Origin of the sequence: Algibacter luteus (assembly GCF_900141715.1) — a bacterium.
Taxonomy (GTDB): Bacteria; Bacteroidota; Bacteroidia; order Flavobacteriales; family Flavobacteriaceae; genus Arenitalea; species Arenitalea lutea.
In genome coordinates, this window is record NZ_FQYK01000004.1 from 92,871 (window position 1) to 108,073 (window position 15,203).

18 protein-coding genes are annotated in these 15,203 nt (G+C 32.3%); 7 read left to right on the forward strand and 11 right to left on the reverse strand.

Going from position 1 to position 15,203, the window contains the following annotated elements; all coding sequences use genetic code 11:
* Positions 1-47 precede the first annotated feature (47 nt).
* From BUA46_RS08840 to BUA46_RS08855, 4 genes are all read right to left on the reverse strand, one after another.
* Positions 48-485, reverse strand: coding sequence for a GNAT family N-acetyltransferase (locus tag BUA46_RS08840; RefSeq protein WP_019386626.1), 438 nt, complete (start codon positions 483-485; stop codon positions 48-50).
* A gap of 62 nt (positions 486-547) precedes the next feature.
* The gene (locus BUA46_RS08845; RefSeq protein ID WP_019386625.1) at positions 548-1,171 is read right to left on the reverse strand and encodes a hypothetical protein; all 624 of its coding nucleotides are present in this window, start codon (positions 1,169-1,171) and stop codon (positions 548-550) included.
* Between the two features lie 130 nt (positions 1,172-1,301).
* On the reverse strand, positions 1,302-2,750 hold the full coding sequence (locus BUA46_RS08850; protein ID WP_019386624.1) for a glyceraldehyde-3-phosphate dehydrogenase: 1,449 nt from the start codon (positions 2,748-2,750) through the stop codon (positions 1,302-1,304).
* A 206-nt stretch (positions 2,751-2,956) separates the two neighbouring features.
* Complete coding sequence (locus BUA46_RS08855) at positions 2,957-4,360, reverse strand: trypsin-like peptidase domain-containing protein (RefSeq protein ID WP_019386623.1); 1,404 nt, start codon at positions 4,358-4,360, stop codon at positions 2,957-2,959.
* 359 nt (positions 4,361-4,719) lie between these two features.
* Here BUA46_RS08855 and dapF point away from each other — a divergent pair, with 359 nt between their 5' ends.
* The 5 genes from dapF to BUA46_RS08880 all read left to right on the forward strand — a co-directional run bounded on the left by dapF (position 4,720) and on the right by BUA46_RS08880 (position 8,728).
* Complete coding sequence (gene dapF / locus BUA46_RS08860; protein ID WP_019386622.1) at positions 4,720-5,493, forward strand: diaminopimelate epimerase; 774 nt, start codon at positions 4,720-4,722, stop codon at positions 5,491-5,493.
* Positions 5,490-6,014 (forward strand): GNAT family N-acetyltransferase, encoded by a 525-nt coding sequence (locus BUA46_RS08865; protein WP_019386621.1) that lies wholly within the window; start codon positions 5,490-5,492, stop codon positions 6,012-6,014. Before dapF ends, BUA46_RS08865 begins: the two co-directional genes overlap by 4 nt.
* Positions 6,015-7,058: an endolytic transglycosylase MltG gene (gene mltG, locus BUA46_RS08870; protein ID WP_019386620.1), complete on the forward strand. Its 1,044-nt coding sequence runs from the start codon at positions 6,015-6,017 to the stop codon at positions 7,056-7,058.
* On the forward strand, positions 7,058-7,966 hold the full coding sequence (locus BUA46_RS08875) for a DUF2279 domain-containing protein (RefSeq protein WP_019386619.1): 909 nt from the start codon (positions 7,058-7,060) through the stop codon (positions 7,964-7,966). Before mltG ends, BUA46_RS08875 begins: the two co-directional genes overlap by 1 nt.
* 111 nt (positions 7,967-8,077) lie before the next feature.
* The gene (locus tag BUA46_RS08880) at positions 8,078-8,728 is read left to right on the forward strand and encodes a lysozyme family protein (RefSeq protein WP_019386618.1); all 651 of its coding nucleotides are present in this window, start codon (positions 8,078-8,080) and stop codon (positions 8,726-8,728) included.
* Positions 8,729-8,732: 4 nt separating this feature from the next.
* Here BUA46_RS08880 and BUA46_RS08885 read toward each other — a convergent pair whose 3' ends face one another.
* Genes BUA46_RS08885 through dnaA form a run of 3 tightly spaced genes read right to left on the reverse strand, consistent with a single transcriptional unit; the run spans position 8,733 to position 11,385 of the window.
* Positions 8,733-9,449 (reverse strand): SAM-dependent methyltransferase, encoded by a 717-nt coding sequence (locus tag BUA46_RS08885; protein ID WP_019386617.1) that lies wholly within the window; start codon positions 9,447-9,449, stop codon positions 8,733-8,735.
* 46 nt (positions 9,450-9,495) lie between these two features.
* Positions 9,496-9,945 (reverse strand): low molecular weight protein-tyrosine-phosphatase, encoded by a 450-nt coding sequence (locus BUA46_RS08890; protein WP_072794743.1) that lies wholly within the window; start codon positions 9,943-9,945, stop codon positions 9,496-9,498.
* 12 nt (positions 9,946-9,957) lie between these two features.
* Positions 9,958-11,385: a chromosomal replication initiator protein DnaA gene (gene dnaA / locus BUA46_RS08895; RefSeq protein ID WP_019386615.1), complete on the reverse strand. Its 1,428-nt coding sequence runs from the start codon at positions 11,383-11,385 to the stop codon at positions 9,958-9,960.
* 188 nt (positions 11,386-11,573) lie between these two features.
* On the opposite strand from dnaA, the gene BUA46_RS08900 reads away from it, so the two are divergent.
* Complete coding sequence (locus BUA46_RS08900; protein ID WP_019386614.1) at positions 11,574-11,972, forward strand: acyl-CoA thioesterase; 399 nt, start codon at positions 11,574-11,576, stop codon at positions 11,970-11,972.
* Here BUA46_RS08900 and BUA46_RS08905 read toward each other — a convergent pair whose 3' ends face one another.
* Genes BUA46_RS08905 through BUA46_RS08920 form a run of 4 tightly spaced genes read right to left on the reverse strand, consistent with a single transcriptional unit; the run spans position 11,973 to position 14,653 of the window.
* Positions 11,973-12,581 (reverse strand): IMPACT family protein, encoded by a 609-nt coding sequence (locus BUA46_RS08905; RefSeq protein WP_019386613.1) that lies wholly within the window; start codon positions 12,579-12,581, stop codon positions 11,973-11,975.
* Between the two features lie 5 nt (positions 12,582-12,586).
* Entirely contained in the window at positions 12,587-13,198 is a 612-nt protein-coding gene (locus tag BUA46_RS08910) for an HAD family hydrolase (RefSeq protein WP_019386612.1), read from the reverse strand.
* Positions 13,191-14,195 (reverse strand): bifunctional diaminohydroxyphosphoribosylaminopyrimidine deaminase/5-amino-6-(5-phosphoribosylamino)uracil reductase RibD, encoded by a 1,005-nt coding sequence (ribD, locus tag BUA46_RS08915; protein ID WP_026009942.1) that lies wholly within the window; start codon positions 14,193-14,195, stop codon positions 13,191-13,193. Before ribD ends, BUA46_RS08910 begins: the two co-directional genes overlap by 8 nt.
* Positions 14,196-14,197: 2 nt before the next feature.
* Positions 14,198-14,653 carry an LEA type 2 family protein gene (locus tag BUA46_RS08920; protein ID WP_019386610.1) on the reverse strand — a complete coding sequence of 152 codons (456 nt, stop codon included), beginning with the start codon at positions 14,651-14,653 and terminating at the stop codon, positions 14,198-14,200.
* Between the two features lie 53 nt (positions 14,654-14,706).
* On the opposite strand from BUA46_RS08920, the gene BUA46_RS08925 reads away from it, so the two are divergent.
* Complete coding sequence (locus BUA46_RS08925) at positions 14,707-15,198, forward strand: GNAT family N-acetyltransferase (RefSeq protein WP_019386609.1); 492 nt, start codon at positions 14,707-14,709, stop codon at positions 15,196-15,198.
* Positions 15,199-15,203 lie beyond the last annotated feature (5 nt).

Genomic DNA, 15,203 nt, shown 5'->3' on the forward strand with positions numbered 1-15,203 from the left:
ATGTCAAGTACTAACTAAGATAGTCAAATTTTTTTAGAAAGTCAATTTTAAATCGTCTTCCAAAAAAACGATAAGTCTTCGTCTTTTATAAAACCTTCACGTTGGTATAAGTGTTGCGCAGGATTGGATTTTTCGGTTTGAATCATGAGGCCTTTACATCCTTTTTCTCGACACAATTCTTTCGCTTTATGTATCAATAAAGTGCCAATTTTCTGGTTTCTATATTGGGTGTCAATATATAAATCATTAAGTAAATACATTGCTTGCATACTTACTGAAGAGAACAAGGAATATAATTGTGTAAACCCAACAGCTACATTATTTATATAAGCAATATAAATTACTGAATCTTGTTTTGTAAGACGCTCTTTTATATAGTTTTCAGCTGCTATTAAATTTGAAGGTTGCCTGTAAAACACACGATAGGCATCAAATAATGGCACTATATCTTTTAAATGTTTTGTTGTAGCTTGAATAATAGTCATAAAAAAAATCTGTAACGTGAAATTACAGATTTTAAATTTATGCAAAGACAAAAAAAGCCTTTTTATCCCTTTTTTTGTTTGTTAATTTCATCTTGTAATTGGCGTCTTACCTTTTGTTCACGCTCTAAAGCCGTACGTCTGTGTTCATCAAATTCTTCTTCTATTTCAGCTAAACTTTTATTGGCGGCTCTGGTAATGGCATTACTATTTTTAAATTTATAAATAAATAAAATTAAAAGCGCTAATAAACCAGCTATAATGGTCCACATAAGTACGTTGTAATTAACTTTACTCATTTGCATTCCAAACAATGCCATATTGTTTTTCTCAGCATCAGTTTTATCTAAATCGGCTTTCGTGTTTGAAAGATTAGCTTTTAATTCTTCAATTTCTTTTGCTTGATTTTCTACGACTGCTTTTGTTTCAGCTAAATTTTCATGAACCGTTTTTAATGAATCTAATGTGTGAGCTCTTAAAGCCAGTAACATACTAAGTCTTACTGCTTCATAAGGTTGACCATTAGTTCCTTTAAAATTTCCAGACTTTTTTAAGACATATTCGAATTGATTATCGATTGTACCTTTGTACAATGATAAGGCTTCGTCGTCTTGTACTGCTTGTGAAAAAGAGTTTAGTGTAATTAAGCAGGTAAATACTATAAAAAGTAAAGATTTGATAGAATTCATTTTAATAAATGTTTTGGTTGTATTTGGTTTGCGAATTTATAAAATATTGTTTAGTAATTACTTATAAATCATTAAAAAGCCTCATTTTTATGAGGCTAATTTATATACGGTTTAAACTTCAATTTAGATTTTAATAATATGTATAACGTCTTACTTTGGCAATATATTTTGCTAAACGTATAACTTGATGGCTATAACCATATTCGTTATCGTACCAAATATATAGAATAATGTTTTTTCCGTCCTTTCTCACTATGGTTGCCTTACTATCATAAATTGAGGGTGCAGAACTGCCTACAATATCGCTAGAAACAAGCTCGTCGCTCAATTCGTATTTTATTTGTTCAACTAAATCACCTTCTAAGGCGTATTTCTTAAGTATTGTATTTACACCGTTTAATGACGTTTTGCTTTTTAGTTCTAAATTAAGAATGGCCAATGATCCATTAGGTACCGGAACTCTAATCGCATTCGATGTTAGTTTACCTTCTAAACTAGGTAAGGCTTTAGCAACAGCGCTTCCAGCACCAGTTTCGGTAATAACCATATTTAAAGCTGCAGCTCTTCCACGACGGTATTTTTTGTGAAAATTATCCACTAAATTCTGGTCGTTAGTATAGGCATGAATGGTTTCTAAATGCCCGCTCTTTACACCAAACGAATCTTCAATAGCTTTTAAAACAGGCGTAATCGCATTGGTTGTACATGATGCTGCAGAAAATATATCCACTTTATCGGGGTCGTTTTCTTTATGATTAACTCCATAAACGATATTGGGAACTTCTTTTCCAGGAGCAGTGAGTAATACCTTGTTTACGCCCTTAGATTTTAAATGTTTACTCAACGTCGCCTTATCTCTAAAAGCACCAGTATTATCTATAACTAAGGCATTATTAATATTGTATTTGGTATAATCAATTTCCTCTGGGGTATCGGCAGAAATAACACGTACAGTAGTCCCATTAATAATTAACGCGCTATTTTTTACGTCAATATTTACTGTTCCAGGAAAATCACCATGTACCGAATCGTTTCGGAGTAAAGACGCTCTTTTTTCAAGTATTTGAGCATCAATTGCGCCTCTAGTGACAATGGCTCTTAATCGTAATTGGCTACCTTTTCCGGTTCTTACCATAAGTTCTCGGGCAACGAGTCTACCAATTCTACCAAAACCATAAAGTATCACATCTTTTGGCTCAAAATCATTACTCTTACTGGCATCTTTTAATTTTGAAGCCACAAACGCTTTGGCATTCGCGTGTTTATTGTCTTCCACGTGATATTCGTAAGTTAGTTTACCAATATCTAATTTTGCGGGTGGAACATTTAGACTTTTTATAGCCTGAGCAATTTCAACGGAATCAAAAATAGAGATGGGTTTTTGAACAAATTTGCCTGCATATTCATGTAAGTTTAAAATCTGACTTACATTTCTATCAATTAGCTGATTTCTGAATAAAACCAGTTCAATAGATTTGTCGTACCACAAATCACTTACAGTTTTTATAAATTCTACGGTGGCCTTTCTTCGGTCAGCTTGAAAAGCCAATTCTTTTTCATAAGTTTTGTTAGAACTCATTGCTTAAATAGTTTAGTTTGTATTGATAAATTTTGACAAAAATACCATAATTCAAACGTTTTCGTAAGCTATTTTAAAAAAAATATAAGAATTAAACAGCATAGAGTTTCGATAACATAATAGGCAACATAAATTAAAATAAATAAAAAAAACAGCCCTTCAAATTTCGTTGAATCTGAAGGGTTGTTTTTAAGAAAAATGGGTCACTATTTAAAATTATATCGTTCTTTTTCTCCGTTAGTATTTATAAGTTCTATTCTTAAAGAGCCAGAATCAGTTTGCATTTTTAATGCATTTTGAACATCATCAACTGATGTGACTTTAATATCATTCACTGAAGTGATAATACAGCCTTCCTCAATACCATTTCTTTTCCAATAATCGGCATATTGAGAATTTAAATCGGTAATTTTTACACCGTAAGGCGTTTTAAATTTCTTTAAATCTGCTGCTTTAGCATTTTTTACATGACCAACCAAAGGAATTGTAGTGGTTTCGTTTTTTGCTAAAATAACTGGTATAGTTTTGGTTTTACCGTCTCTTAAAACTCTTAAATTCACCACATCATTAGGACGTTTGGTATTTAAATGCCCTGTTAAATCAGAAAATTTAGAGATTTTAATATTATCAATTTCTTTTATAATATCACCTTTTTTCACGCCTGCTTTTTCAGCACCAGAATCTTCAATCACGCTGTCAATATATACGCCTTCGGTATCTGTAACGCCAATTTTTTCGGCCATTATGCTGTTTAATGCACCGCCTTGTATGCCTAAAATTCCATTTTGCACATTACCGTATTCCATAATATCCTCAACAACTTTTCTTGCAATATTGCTAGGAACCGCAAAAGAATAGCCAACATACGATCCTGTTTGCGAGGTAATAGCCGTATTAATACCAACCAATTCGCCATTTGTATTTACAAGCGCACCACCAGAATTACCTGGGTTAACCGCTGCATCCGTTTGTATAAAAGATTGCCTACTCGTGCCCGATAAATCTCTTGCTTTAGCGCTAATAATTCCGGCTGTAACTGTAGAAGTTAAATTAAACGGATTTCCAACAGCCAAAACCCATTCTCCAATTCTAGCCGTGTCAGAGTCTGCGAATGTTACAAATGGTAAATCTTCATCTGCATTAATTTTTAATAGTGCAATATCAGTTTTTGGGTCTGTTCCAATAAGTTCAGCAACAAAAGTTTTATTATTATTCATCGTTACCGAAATTTGCTGCGCATTATTAATCACATGATTATTGGTAATAATATACCCATCAGCATTAATAATCACTCCAGAACCCGTACCAATTTGCGGACTTTGTGAGCGTCTTCCAAAAAATAAATCCTCAAAAGTCAGCTGTCCAGAACTCTGTGCTAAATTTTTAACATGCACTACTGCATTAACTGTATTTTCTGCAGCCAAAGTAAAATCGGGAGCCGTTTCAGTATTTAAAACCGCATTCAAACTATTTGTTGGCAAAAACGCAGGCGTTGCAGCTTGTGTAGCTACCACGACAGGTTTATCTTCTTCAATAAAGAGTTTGTAGGCACCTAATGTAAAAATACCACCTAAAGCTGAAACCAATACTAATGTTAAAATCTTCTTCATAATGTTCGTTTAAGTTTTATTTATTAACGATTAAAATTAAATAAATATTGAATTTCAAATTCAACTTTAACTACGATTTAACAATCTTTAAAATCATTCCTTAATCGGCGCCTGCCTGCCGTTAGGCAGGTTGTCACAAGGGTTGGGCTTGTAATTTATCCTGAGCAGAGTCAAAGGGCTATATCTTTTTTAAAGCTTAGGTTCGGTATCTTCAACTAAAAAAAATTTGTTTTCGATAATCTCAAAAAAGGATACAGTCGCAATCCTTAACGCGCTTCCAATTCGTATCTGTCAATAATCATCAAGTTTTTAATTTTCATCAAAAAATTTAATTCACTTCTTTATCTTTGCCTTACATTATGCAACAGACTTTTTACAAATACCAAGGCACAGGAAACGATTTTGTGATGATTGATAATCGTCAACAAATGTTCGACAAAAATAATACCAAACGTGTTCAATTTTTATGCGACCGACGTTTTGGCATAGGTGCTGACGGACTCTTATTACTAGAAAACCATCCAGAATACGATTTTAAAATGGTTTACTATAATGCCGATGGCAATGAAAGTTCCATGTGTGGTAATGGTGGACGATGTTTAGTGGCATTTGCAAAACAGTTGGGCGTTATATCTAACCAAGCTGTTTTTGAAGCTATTGATGGTTTGCATCACGCCAAAATTAATGGTGATATTGTGCAATTGCAAATGTTAGATGTCAATACCATTGAGAAGCACGATAATCATGTGTTTTTAAATACAGGGTCGCCACATCATGTGCAATTTGAATCTGAAATTGAAAATTTTGATATCAAAACCAAAGGGGCTAAAATTAGATATGGCGCACCTTATAATGAAGCAGGAAGCAATGTTAATTTTGTTAAAAAGCTTTCTAACGATGCTTTTAGAGTTAGAACTTACGAACGAGGTGTTGAAGATGAAACCCTTTCTTGTGGTACAGGTGTTACCGCAGTGGCTATTGCAATGCATTTTCTGGGTGAAACAGATAAAAACCAAGTGACACTTCAAGTAGAAGGTGGTGAGCTCAAAGTGTGTTTTGATGTTCAAAATAATACGTATTCTAATGTTTGGCTAATAGGGCCAGCAACTTTTGTTTTTAAAGGAAACATATGAAAACTCTAAAAGGCCAAAACATATATTTACGTGCACTTGAGCCTGAAGACTTAGAGTTTATTCATACTATTGAAAACGACGAATCCATTTGGGAAATTAGTAACACCCAAACACCATATTCTAAATTTCTTATAAAACAATATCTCGATCATGCTCATAAAGATATTTTTGAAGTAAAACAATTACGATTAGTAATTTCTAGTTTTAATAATGAGGCCTTAGGAATGATTGATTTATTCGATTTCGATTTTAAAAATAGGAGAGCAGGTGTTGGTATTTTGGTTAAAGAACCAGAAGATAGATTAAAAGGCTATGGAAAAGAGGCTTTAAAATTATTGATAGATTATAGTTTTAAGCATCTCGATTTGCATCAGTTATATTGCAATATTTCTGAAGGAAACGATGCGAGTATTAAATTATTTTCCAATCAAGGCTTTAAAAACATTGGATTAAAAAAAGAATGGAACTATGTAAATGGTTCTTTTAAAAACGAATATTTATTTCAACTTATAAATAATTAGATGTATATAAAAAAAATTCTTCTAGCTATTTTGATTATTGGGCTTATTGTGGCAGCATTTTTTGCAAATTTTGTGTACAAAGCCATGTTAAAACCCAATACAGCTTTTAACAACGAAACGGCTTATATTTTTGTGCCTACTGGTGCAAATTATCAAGAGGTAAGATCGCAATTGGAGCCATTATTAGAAGATATTAATTCGTTTGATGATTTAGCTGAACAAAAAAAATACACATCCAATATTAAAGCTGGTCGTTTCGAAATTAAAAAAGGAATGACAAATAATGATATTATTAATTCCATTAGAAGTCGGAATCTACCAATTAAATTATCGTTCAACAATCAAGAAACTTTAGAAAAGTTGGCAGGTAGAGTTGCAAATCAAATTGAAGCAGATAGTCTTTCAATTTTAGCCGCAATGAAAGATTCAACATTTTTAGTTGATAATAATTTCAAGCAAGAAACGGCTTTAGGCATGTATTTACCCAATAGTTATGAGTTTTTTTGGAACACGTCTGCCGAAGCCTTTCGTGATAGAATGCTGAAAGAATATAATCGTTTTTGGACCGACGAAAAAATTAAAAAAGCAAACGATTTGGGCTTATCTCCAAATCAAGTCATTACCTTGGCGTCTATTGTTCATGAAGAGTCTAAACAAGCTACAGAGCAGCCAAGAATCGCGGGTGTATACTTAAATCGATTAAGAATAGGCATGCCGCTTCAAGCAGACCCGACTTTAAAATTTGCAGCTTATCAACTTCCCAAGTATAAGAATACGATAATTAAAAGAGTTTTAAACGTTCATAAAGATATAGACTCACCTTATAATACTTATAAATATAGAGGATTACCTCCTGGGTTAATCGCAATGCCAGATATTTCTGCTATCAATGCCGTTTTAAATTATGAAAAGCACAAATACCTATATTTTGCTGCCGATGCCAAAAGATTAGGCTATCATAAATTCGCAAAGAATCTGGCACAACATAACGCGAATGCTCGAGAATATCAACGCTATTTAACATCAGAAGGTATTAACAGATAGTGCGTTTTTTAAAAGCACATATCATTTGTTTTGTGTTGTTACCTTTTTTATCAATTTCACAATCTAAGTTAAATGCATTTCTTACACCTAGTGACACGCTAAATAAACCGCGAAGAAATGCAGTAATTGCAGTTGAAGCTTCATTAGGATCTCTTACACTTGTTGGGTTAAATCAGCTTTGGTATAAAGATTTTGAACGCTCTAAATTCCATACCATAAACGATAATAACGAGTGGTTGCAAATGGATAAAATTGGGCATGTTTTTACCTCTTATCAACTTGGTAAGCATGGTGCTAATCTTTTAAATTGGAGTGGTGTCAGTGAAGAAAATCAACTAATATTTGGCGCAACTCTTGGATTTACATTTTTATCGGCGGTAGAAGTTTTTGATGGTTTTTCTAAAGAATGGGGCTTCTCTTGGGGCGATATTTTGGCCAACGGGGCTGGAACTGGGCTTTATATTGGGCAAGAATTACTCTGGAAAGAACAACGAATAGCTTTAAAATACTCATTTCACCAAACAAAGTTTGCGAATCAACGTCCAGATAAGCTTGGGGAATCGTATTTAGAACAAATTTTGAAAGATTATAATGGGCAAACCTATTGGTTAAGTGCTAATTTGCATTCTTTTTTTAAAGACAAACACATTCCTAAATGGATAAATGTTGCGGTGGGTTATGGAGGGCACGGTATGCTTACTGGCAATGAAGATGTTGACAGTCAGGTGTTAATAAGTAATCAACGCTACAGACAATTCTATTTAAGTTTTGACTTAAATTTGAATGGAGTTAATACAAAATCAAGAGTACTTAGGTCTATTTTTGACGTTTTGAATATGATAAAAATACCTTTCCCGACTTTAGAATTTAATAAAAAAGGGGCTGTATTTCATCTATTCTACTACTAATAACAGGACTTAAGCGATTAATTTTGAAGTTGTTAAAAAAATCACTAATTTTGCACGCTCAAATTTCAAGGTATAATTTGATTTTAAAGTATACTGAAAAAATTTAAAATTATGGTAAAAAATATTGCGAGTTACAGCACACTGACGCTTACAATATTAGCACTATTGTATTTTTCGTTTCAATCAAACGAAACGATTGATTTAAGTAAGTACTCTACAGAGGGTTTAGACTATACTTATACTGTAGGTTCTGAAACAGCTTCGCTACCTAAAACTTTAGATTCTGAAAACTCTTTCTCTCCTTATTTAGGAAAGTCGTTTGTTGGTTTTAAAGAGGCTTTAGCCTTTAAAGAATCTGGTGGTGATTACAATTCAGTAAATACTTATGGTTATTTAGGTAAATATCAATTTGGAGCGGAAACTCTAAAAATGATAGGTATTTATAATCCTGCGAAATTTTTAAAAAATCCAAGATTACAAGAAAAGGCATTTATAGCGAATGCTGCTCGTAATAAATGGATATTAAGAAGAGATATCAAAAACTTTGTAGGTAAACGTATCAACGGAATTATTATTACAGAGTCTGGTATACTTGCTGCAGCACATTTAGCGGGTCCTGGTAGCGTTAAAAAATATTTAAGAAGTTACGGATTAGATAATTTTGCCGACGGTTACGGAACTACGGTACATTACTACATGAAACGTTTTTCGGGGTATGATACTTCTTTTATAAAACCTAATCAAAAAGCTAAAGCGATTTAAGCATTTAGTTTTTATGAATAATAAATATGGTAGGTCTCTTGTGGAGGTCTACCTTATTTTTTTTCCATTGATTTGCAGTTTGGGTTTTAATAAACTCGCTAGTTAAAGTAATATCGCAGGCTACGCAAACATTGGTGTTATTCTCCAGAATAGATGTTAAATCTTCTAGCATTTTATTGTTTCTATAAGGTGTTTCTATAAAAATCTGAGATTGGTTCTGATCGAATGATAACCGTTCTAATCGTTTAATTTCGCTTTTACGTTCACCTTTGTCAATAGGCAAATAACCGTTGAAAGCAAAACGTTGTCCATTCATACCAGATGCCATAAGAGCTAATAAAATTGAAGAAGGCCCTACTAACGGAACGACCTTTATACTTTTTTCGTGTGCTATTTTTACAATATCTGCGCCTGGATCTGCAATTCCTGGACATCCAGCTTCAGAGAGTAACCCAACGTTAAAACCATTTAAACATGGATATAAAAATGTTGGCAATTCAGCTTCGTCAGTAAACTTATTTAAATGAAAAATTTTTAATGAAGGTTGTGATTTTTCTGGAGCTATTTTTTTTATAAAGCGTCTTGCTGTTTTTTCATTTTCAACAATAAAAGTATCTAATCGTTCTATAGTTTGTTTAACTTTAATTGGTAAAACTTCTAAAGGCTCATTTTCGCCTAAAGTTGTTGGTATGAGAAAGAGTTTACCAATTGAGTTATTCATTGTATTCTATTTTATATTTTAAAGCAGCGCTAACTATTTCAATTTTTTATTGTAGTTTATTTGCTATAATAGTACAAGCTTCATTGAGCATTTGGTAAACATTTTCAAAACCATGATCGCCACCGTAATAGGGGTCGGGGACTTCAAAGTTTTTATTTTTGTGAACCTCATTCAATATCATATTTACTTTCGCTATATCTTCTGGGTTTCGGGCTAATTTCATTACATTTTGATAATTAGTTTCGTCCATAACATATATCATATCAAAAGTGTCAAAATCTGACAAATCAAATTGTCTTCCTTTTAGATTTGATATATCTAAACCGTGCTTTCTAGCAACAGCAACCGAACGCTTATCAGGAGAGCTACCAACATGATAATTGGCAGTGCCTGCAGAATCTACAACAAAATTGTTTGATAATTTAGATTTTAATATACCTTCGGCCAGCGGAGAACGACAAATGTTTCCTAGGCAGACCATCAATATTTTAGTCATGATTTGGTAGTATTAAACGGAAAGTTTTTTACTGATGTCTTCAACATATTTTCTAAACTGTTTATCTGTTGAAGATAAGTTGTCTACTGTTTTACAAGCGTGCAATACAGTGGCATGATCTCTTTTTCCTATTTGGGAACCAATACTAGCTAAAGATGCTTTTGTGAATTTTTTAGCAAAGAACATAGCTAATTGTCTGGCTTGTACAATATGACGCTTTCTTGTTTTAGATTGCAGTGTATCGATATCCATTTGGAAATAATCTGATACTACTTTTTGAATATAATCTATTGAAACTTCGCGTTTTGTGTTTTTAACAAACTTCTCTACTATAATTCTGGCTAAGTCAAGGGTAATTTCCTTTTTATTGAATGAAGATTGCGCAATTAATGAAATTATTGCTCCTTCTAATTCTCTAACATTAGATTTAATGTTTTTGGCAACATATTCTACAATTTCCTCTGGCATTTCAACACCATCACGATAAAGTTTGTTTTTTAAGATAGAGACTCGGGTTTCAAAATCTGGATTCTGCAATTCGGCAGAAAGACCCCATTTAAAACGAGATAATAAACGCTGCTCAATATCTTGCATATCAACCGGAGCTTTGTCACTTGTTAAAATAACTTGCTTTCCGTTTTGATGTAAGTGATTGAAAATATGGAAGAATACATCTTGTGTACCCGTTTTACCTGATAAAAATTGAACGTCATCAATTATTAGAACATCTATTATTTGATAAAAATGAATGAAATCATTTCTATTATTCTTTTTAACGGCATCAATATATTGTTGTGTGAACTTTTCCGCAGAAATATAAAGCACCGTTTTTTCAGGGTATTTATCTTTTATGTCAACACCAATAGCATGAGCTAAATGTGTTTTGCCTAATCCAACACCTCCAAAAATTAATAAAGGATTGAAAGAAGTTCCACCTGGTTTGTTCGCAACTGCTAATCCTGCACTTCGAGCTAACCTGTTCGAATCACCTTCTAAAAAGTTTTCAAAATTATAATTTGGATTTAGCTGAGATTCAATTTTTACGTTCCTTATACCAGGAATTACAAAAGGATTGCGTAATTCTGGGCTTTTATTATTAAAAGGAACATCAACATCTTGAGATTTAAGTGCACCTCTATTGGAACTTGGAATTTTCTCTGTAAAAGGTTGCTTGTTACCATAGGTGTTTTCCATTTTAATAATGTAAACAAGTTTGGCAGTTTCACCAAGCTCTTTGGTAAGCGCAACTTTAAGGATTTTAACATAATGCTCTTCTAACCATTCGTAAAAGAATTTACTAGGAACCTGAATACTCAAGGAGTTATCAGTAAGTTTAACCGCTTTAATTGGCTCAAACCAAGTTTTATAGGCTTGCGGTTGAATGTTATCTTTTATAAACTCCAGACAATTATTCCATACCGTTTGCGCAGTTATACTCATTTGTTAGTTTTAATTACGTGTTTTTAGTTAGTTTGTGAAAAGAGCAATACAAAAGTCATCCCCTTAAACGAGTCGCAAATATGTGAACAAAATTCTTAAAAAAAAAATGATTTTCTATTGAATTTAAAGAAATTTTTCCCCATGTTTAACCTCATGCCGAAACTACAAAAAAATATTCAAATAATCTTATGAAAATCGATGAAATACAAATTAGAGTGAGATATGGTGAAACCGATCAAATGGGAGTGGTATATCACGGCAATTATGCATTATATCTTGAAATGGGACGAATTGAATGGTTACGTAAACTAGGTATTTCTTACAAATCGATGGAAGAAAATGGAATTATGCTACCCGTAGTTTCTTTATCTATAAACTATAAAAAATCAGCTGGTTATGATGATGTAATTAATGTAAAAACTCAACTAAAAAGAATGCCAACTGCAAAGATTGAATTTGATTATGAAATTACTAATAATCAAGGTGAAATTTTAACAACTGCAAACACAACTTTAGTATTTATTGATAAAAAAACTGGAAGACCTATGAAGGCTCCGCAATACGTTTTAGATTTAATCACGGATTAATTATACTTTTTTAATACTTATCTCGTAAAGATTATCAAAGAGATTAAAAACCGTTTCGGATTCGTTTTTTCTGACTGAAATGGTTATTTCACAATCTAATTCTAGTTTTTGATTAATAATATTTAGATTTTTTTCTTTGATAATGCGCATTACGGTATTCATATTTTTATATTCAAAAGAGATGTTATAATGAATATCAATTGTTTTTTCAATAATCTTTGAAGCCTCAAGAACTTGTTGTGCACTTGTTTTATAGGCAGTAATTAAACCACCAACACCAAGTTTTACTCCGCCATAATACCTAACAACAACTATTAAAATATTGGTGACTTCAAAAGATTGAATTTGTCCGTAAATAGGCATGCCTGCGGAATTATTAGGCTCACCATCGTCATTGGCACGATAAATTAGTGTTTCAGTTCCTATTTGATATGCGTAACACCAATGTCTTGCCGAATGATGCTCTTTTTTTAAATATTCTAAATGAATTTTTACATCATGTTCATTTTGAACCGGAAACGCATAGCCTAAGAATTTACTGTTTTTATCTTTAAAAAATGATGGTTCTGGGGCTACATCAATAGTTTTATATGTGTCTTTTTCAATCAACCGACTTAAAATAGGTGTTTATTAATTTCGAATAAATCAATAACGTCTTCTTTTTTATTATTAATATGCCAAGTATGAATATTTAAAGTGTTGGCAGATGTAATGTTATCTAAATTATCATCAATAAAAAGACATTTTTCAGCATTAATATTATTTTCTGCTAGAACAAATTCAAAAATATCATGATTTGGTTTTACGAGATTTATTTCATGAGATAAGTAAAACGCATCAAAACAGTTTTTAAATTCCTCGTAAAATGGAACATGTGCTTTAATGTAATCCATATGCAGTGCGTTTGTATTACTTAATAAAATCAAATTGTATTTTGAAGATTGCTTCAATTCTTTTAAAAAAGCTAAACGATAATTCGGAAAATCTTTAAGCATAAAATTCCAAACATCAATTAATTTATCTTGAGATATATTCTGAAAATTATCAGTGTAAAAATCTAGAAATTCTTCTGTAGAAATTAATCCTTGCTCATAAAAACTATTAAAACCAACCATTTCTTCTGATAAAGTATCAATATTAAACGTTTCTATTGCGTTTTTATAAGCGCCTTCAAGATCTAAATTTATAAACACGTTACCAAAATCGAAAATAATGGTTTTAATCATTTAAGTAAAATTTAAGTTTATCGTTTAAAATGTGCGTTTCTGCAATGAGTTTACCTTGAAATACAGGTGCTTTAATGCCCTTTTTAAATGCGATATTCCCATAAAACACGCGAGCTTCATCCCAAAGATTTTCATCAATAAAGGATTGCAGCGTTTTAGAACCGCCTTCAATAATTACAGAATTAATATCATTTTGAAATAGAATATCACAAATTTGAGCAGCTACGTTTTTAGAGAAATTGATATTATTTTTTGAAATGATTAAATGTTGAGACTCATGGTTGAAAACAGCAAATGATTTAGAAAGTTTTTCATCTCTGTCAATAATTATTCTAACGGGATTCTGTCCAACCCAATCTCTGGTAGTTAAACTCGGGTTGTCATGTGAAACAGTATTTGTGCCTACTAAAATAGCCTGCTCTTCAGCTCGCCATTTATGGACCAGTTGCCTGGAGTATGAATTTGTTATCCAAACAGGCTTTTTTTCATTTTTAGTTTTGGGAGCAATAAATCCATCTTTGGTTTCTGCCCATTTTAAAATGATATAAGGGCGTTTTTTGTTATGAAAAGTAAAAAAACGTTTATGGTGCTGTTTACATTCTTTCTCTAAAACTCCAACAGTAACGTTGCAACCATTTTCCATTAATTTTTTAATACCTTTTCCGGCAACTTTTAGGTTGTCATCAACACAACCTATAACAACATTTGGTATTTGATGTTTAATAATAAGGTCGCTACAAGGAGGTGTTTTGCCAAAATGCGAGCAAGGTTCAAGCGTGACATAAATGGTGGCTTCTTTTAAAATTTCTTTATTTGCAACCGAATTTATGGCATTTACTTCGGCATGATTTCCGCCATAAGCACTGGTAAATCCTTCACCAATAATTTTATTATTGAAAACAATAACGCTTCCAACCATAGGGTTAGGTCGCGTGCTTCCTAATCCGTTGTTAGCAATTTGTAAGCACCGTTTTATATAGAATTCATGTGATTTCAATACTAAAATTTAATTTTCACATCTTCTGTTTTGTCGATGATATAAGTGTACGAAAACCCTAAGACTTTATATTTAATATCGCCTTTGTATTGCACCTTTACTTTTTTGCTGAATAAACTTCCTATAAGTCCGCCTAAGCTTTTATTACTAAATATACTGTCTGTTGGGATGTTTGTTTTAAGTGGAATTGAAAATTCTTTTTTCGCAGGCACATCAAAACTTTCAGTAGAAATACTTGCCATTTCATTATCATTAATAAATACCTTAATGTCGTCGGTTTGTAATTCGCCGCCAATATCGTTTGGGTTTATAAATAATGCATCAGCGGTAAACGTAACAAATTTGGATGTTGATTCTAGTACTTTTATATTCTCAATACCTATAAATTGAGGTTTTTCATTCACAGTACATCTTACAAATGCAATACAAATTGTTGATAAGATTATAAGCTTTTTCATTCTATTTTTTTTCGATTTAATGTATCTTCACTACTTTAAAAGTACCAATTAAAGTGAGTAAAGATACTATAGTTATTCGAGAAATTGAAGCTCAGGACAATGCCCAGTTAGAGCAGGTTATTAGAGCCTGTTTTCATGAGTTTAAGATTCCGTTGGAGGGCACAGCCTATTCTGATGACGAAACTCCAAATATGTTTGAATCCTACCAAAACATAAACGATGTTTATTTTGTAATTGATTGCAATGGTGAGATACTTGGTGGTGGAGGTGTAAAACCGTTAAAAGATTATGACGCTTCAATTTGCGAAATACAAAAAATGTATTTCTCGCCAAAAGTAAGAGGTAAAGGTTATGGGCGTGCCTTATTTGAAAAATGCATGGAAAAAGCCAAAGCATTGGGCTATGAAAAATGTTATTTAGAATCGGCATCGCAATTAAAAGCAGCAATCCACATATACGAAAGTTACGGATTTAAGCATTTAGATAAAGCCCTTGGTAACACAGGACATTATTCATGTGGTGTTTGGATGATAAAAGATTTATAACAACA

Coding starts and splice junctions, on each gene's coding strand:
- BUA46_RS08890 (WP_072794743.1), bottom strand. CDS start 9,945: ATGACTAAAATATTGATGGTCTGCCTAGGAAACATTTGTCGTTCTCCG.
- BUA46_RS08920 (WP_019386610.1), bottom strand. CDS start 14,653: ATGAAAAAGCTTATAATCTTATCAACAATTTGTATTGCATTTGTAAGA.
- BUA46_RS08840 (WP_019386626.1), bottom strand. CDS start 485: ATGACTATTATTCAAGCTACAACAAAACATTTAAAAGATATAGTGCCA.
- BUA46_RS08850 (WP_019386624.1), bottom strand. CDS start 2,750: ATGAGTTCTAACAAAACTTATGAAAAAGAATTGGCTTTTCAAGCTGAC.
- BUA46_RS08865 (WP_019386621.1), top strand. CDS start 5,490: ATGAAAACTCTAAAAGGCCAAAACATATATTTACGTGCACTTGAGCCT.
- BUA46_RS08855 (WP_019386623.1), bottom strand. CDS start 4,360: ATGAAGAAGATTTTAACATTAGTATTGGTTTCAGCTTTAGGTGGTATT.
- BUA46_RS08880 (WP_019386618.1), top strand. CDS start 8,078: ATGGTAAAAAATATTGCGAGTTACAGCACACTGACGCTTACAATATTA.
- dnaA (WP_019386615.1), bottom strand. CDS start 11,385: ATGAGTATAACTGCGCAAACGGTATGGAATAATTGTCTGGAGTTTATA.
- BUA46_RS08910 (WP_019386612.1), bottom strand. CDS start 13,198: ATGATTAAAACCATTATTTTCGATTTTGGTAACGTGTTTATAAATTTA.
- mltG (WP_019386620.1), top strand. CDS start 6,015: ATGTATATAAAAAAAATTCTTCTAGCTATTTTGATTATTGGGCTTATT.
- dapF (WP_019386622.1), top strand. CDS start 4,720: ATGCAACAGACTTTTTACAAATACCAAGGCACAGGAAACGATTTTGTG.
- BUA46_RS08885 (WP_019386617.1), bottom strand. CDS start 9,449: ATGAATAACTCAATTGGTAAACTCTTTCTCATACCAACAACTTTAGGC.
- BUA46_RS08900 (WP_019386614.1), top strand. CDS start 11,574: ATGAAAATCGATGAAATACAAATTAGAGTGAGATATGGTGAAACCGAT.
- BUA46_RS08845 (WP_019386625.1), bottom strand. CDS start 1,171: ATGAATTCTATCAAATCTTTACTTTTTATAGTATTTACCTGCTTAATT.